We start from the raw sequence: 3,323 nt of genomic DNA, 5'->3' as shown, positions 1-3,323 counted from the left end.
TACAGAGATAAGCATTTATTTAGAGGTAAGTATTATGACCACTACTCTTTTTCTTTGTTAAAAAGAGACTGGAATCAATTCTAAGGTTAATTCAACGATTCGACTAACGATCCCTTTAGTATGTGAATGATTGAACTTAAACTAACGGGGTGCTTTACTTGAAGATCATTGAGTTGCATATGCAGCTCTTTTTTCTTTATTGAACTAACGAGGCAGTTTAATTGAAATAGGAGGGGGAAATTTGAAAAAGAAACATTGGGTTACTGTTTTAATTTTAGCATTAGCTTTTGGTGGTGTTTATTTCTTCGTGCTATTTAATCCACCTTTGGAAATAGGTACACTTGGTACAGCTGTTGGTAAAAAGTCAGTCGTTATTGGAATTGGTAATAAAGGCTTTTGTGAAGTGAAAATAGTAGAAGTATCAGTAAATAATGAAAAGCCATCAAACACAAAAGTACAAGTTAGTAATGCTTTACAAGGTTTCATCATAACGGATGATTATAATAATAATGAGTCAAAAAAATATGGTTTTAAGAATATAGAGGATGTATCAATTAAGGCAGATACATCTCCTGCCGCTACCTATAAAAAATTAGATGAAGGTACTGCTTCAAAAAAGGATGAAATCTATGGGATTAGTGTTTTTCATAATGAAGCAATCAATCAGATTATAATAAAGTATAGCTATTTTGGAATTCCATTTAATAAAACTGTGTTGTTCAACTAACGAGGCAGGTTAGTTCAATAAGAAAGGATTTTTCAAAGAAACAATAGAAAGTATATTCGAAATGCAGAGCATTAAATCTTACAAATTAATAAAGAGACAAAAGAAGTTCGGAATGACGTCATTCCGAACTTCTTAATCGGAGACTACCTACTTGGTAGTCTTTAAGTTTGGAACATAATCATTAAATTAATCCTATGAATAATCCACCAATTGCCCCAGTCAGCACAACAATCCAAGGTGGCAATTTCCAATACACTAACATACTAAATAAAATCGCCGCAAAAGCAAAATCAATTGGAGCTAATATGGAGCTAGTCCAAATAGGATGGTAAAGTGCAGCTATTAATATCCCAATAACGGCTGCATTAATCCCCGTTAATGCTCCTTTTATTTTTGGATTACGACGTAAGGAATCCCAAAAAGGCAATGTACCCAAGATAAGCAGGAACGCAGGCAAGAAAATTGCTATGGTCGCTATTAACCCTCCTTGCCAACCATTCATAACCGTACCAAGATAAGCTCCAAAAGTAAATAATGGACCAGGTACAGCTTGTGTAGCCCCATAACCTGCTAAGAATGCCTCTTCGCTTACCCATCCAGTAGGTATAAATTTATTTTCCAGTAATGGTAAAACAACATGACCACCACCAAAGACTAGAGAACCAGAACGATAAAAGCTGTCAAACATTGCAATCCAGCTTAAAGAGGTTACCTCTCTTAAAATAGGTAAAAAAATAAGCAAACCAAAAAATAACGTTAAACATATAACTCCAACACTACGAGAAATAGGAAAATATGTTTTGGCTTCATCATTTTCAGTATGTTGCTTATAAAGAATGAATCCAATAATTGCAGAAAGTACTATTATACCCACCTGATTGAACGCCGATTGCCACAAAAGCGTACCCACTAATGCAAACAAAACCAGTGCTTTTCTCTTTAAATCAGGAGCAAGTTTTGGTGCCATACCTAAAATGGCATGTGCAACAATTACTACTGCTACTATTTTTAATCCATGAATCCATCCAGCATCACCAATATCCAACCCATGAAGAACTAATGCAAATAGTATAAGTACTATGACGGAAGGCAGTGTAAACCCAATAAATGATACAAGTCCTCCCAGAACACCTGCTCGCATAACTCCAATACCAATTCCTATTTGGCTACTAGCCGGACCTGGTAAGAACTGACATAAAGCGACTAGGTCAGCATAGCTTTTTTCATCCATCCATTTTCTTCTTCGAATATATTCATCATGAAAGTAGCCTAGATGAGCTACTGGTCCTCCAAACGATGTTAAACCAAGCTTAGTTGAGACTAAAAGTATTTCTAGAAGAGATTTAAAACCTCTGTTCCTATTGTATTTTTTCATTATTTTCACCTCTTTTGTTAGTTTATTATTTCCATAAAAGCTCATAAGCTTTTCCATTAAATGTAGAATAGGATAAAGTGTCCAGAACTAATATTATGGCCATGTTCTTTCAGTTTTTCGATCATCCATACACCATAAATAGGGTGTTCCTTAGCATGATGTAGGATGTGAATATGTATAAAACCAAGGAATAACTTATGCAATACTTTATCTTCCAATAAGACACTTTCACTAGTTAATTTCGAAATCCAATATCGAAATTGGATAAAGAGACTATACATTATTTTATTAATGTTCTCTAGAGGGATGTACAAACTTTACAAAACATTTACTTTCTTTATAGTTGTCATTAAGAGTAGATGGTAAAGTTGATTGTGAAATATCCTTATTCAACTAACGGGGTGCTTTACTTGAAGATCATTGAGTTGCATATGCAGCTCTTTTTTAATTGTACTACCATGAAAATTAATTTCTTCAAGAAAAGAAAAATGACAATACTTAAGAAGACCCTTGCCTAATCGTTAAAAAAAGAGGAGAGCGGACATTAATAAGACTATTGTTTTCGGTAGACTATTAGTATTGACTCCACTAACCATTTTCATTCTCTGTGGTGCAGGACTATTTTGTGCTGCATGGATGGCTAACGAGGCAGGATAGTTCAACAAGGGGATAGATTGATTAATAAGATGGGACTTGAACTTAATCGAACAATAAACCACCACCCGAAAGTGGAGGTTTATTATTGAATCGAGGGAATTACTGTTCTTTTAAGCTGGTTACAGAAACACTTTGTTTTTTATTTGGTTCATCAAGGGGATGGATTGTAGCTGTTCCATTTTGTTTATCCACGTGCTCAATGTAGATACTTTCCTCATTATAGGTTACATTAGCCATAATTGGTGAAGAAGCAATTTCTTCTGCTCGTTGTGCGTTCATTTTATCCACCTCCTTTGGGTTTGCAACAGGTATAATATTTGTTCCAAATTACTTAAATATACTTGTTGTAAATAAAATACTTCCTAGAATCACTAACACCCTTACTTTTTTTAGTTTCTTTGCTCAACTAACGGTGTGCTTTAGTATAAGAAATTTGAGCTATTCGGACGGCTCTTTCTTCTTCAACTACCGGGGCAGCATTCCTGTTTGAAAGATGTTCGGGGTCTTGAAAGAAAAAGAGCCCTCTAGTATGATGCATGAGTGTCAACGAGCATTGACCCATCA

3 protein-coding genes and 1 pseudogene are annotated in these 3,323 nt (G+C 34.8%); 1 reads left to right on the top strand and 3 read right to left on the bottom strand.

Going from position 1 to position 3,323, the window contains the following annotated elements; genetic code table 11:
* Positions 1-241: 241 nt before the first annotated feature.
* Positions 242-727 (top strand): hypothetical protein, encoded by a 486-nt coding sequence (locus tag ACQKMD_RS21885; RefSeq protein WP_427754671.1) that lies wholly within the window; start codon positions 242-244, stop codon positions 725-727.
* Between the two features lie 181 nt (positions 728-908).
* Here ACQKMD_RS21885 and ACQKMD_RS21880 read toward each other — a convergent pair whose 3' ends face one another.
* The 3 genes and pseudogenes from ACQKMD_RS21880 to ACQKMD_RS21870 all read right to left on the bottom strand — a co-directional run bounded on the left by ACQKMD_RS21880 (position 909) and on the right by ACQKMD_RS21870 (position 3,038).
* Complete coding sequence (locus tag ACQKMD_RS21880) at positions 909-2,102, bottom strand: chromate transporter (RefSeq protein ID WP_427754673.1); 1,194 nt, start codon at positions 2,100-2,102, stop codon at positions 909-911.
* A 51-nt stretch (positions 2,103-2,153) separates the two neighbouring features.
* Positions 2,154-2,320 (bottom strand): annotated as a pseudogene (locus ACQKMD_RS21875) (helix-turn-helix transcriptional regulator); the annotation flags it as partial.
* Between the two features lie 538 nt (positions 2,321-2,858).
* On the bottom strand, positions 2,859-3,038 hold the full coding sequence (locus tag ACQKMD_RS21870) for a small acid-soluble spore protein H (RefSeq protein WP_038186645.1): 180 nt from the start codon (positions 3,036-3,038) through the stop codon (positions 2,859-2,861).
* Positions 3,039-3,323: the final 285 nt, after the last annotated feature.

This window comes from Viridibacillus sp. NPDC096237 (genome assembly GCF_050278625.1).
Taxonomy (GTDB): domain Bacteria; phylum Bacillota; class Bacilli; order Bacillales_A; family Planococcaceae; genus Viridibacillus.
The sequence above is the reverse complement of the archived record's forward strand: the minus strand, read 5'-3'. Positions and strand labels throughout refer to the sequence as shown.

Bases quoted from the DNA above. Each gene is read 5' to 3' on its own strand.
- ACQKMD_RS21870 (WP_038186645.1), bottom strand. From the start codon at position 3,038: ATGAACGCACAACGAGCAGAAGAAATTGCTTCTTCACCAATTATGGCT.
- ACQKMD_RS21880 (WP_427754673.1), bottom strand. From the start codon at position 2,102: ATGAAAAAATACAATAGGAACAGAGGTTTTAAATCTCTTCTAGAAATA.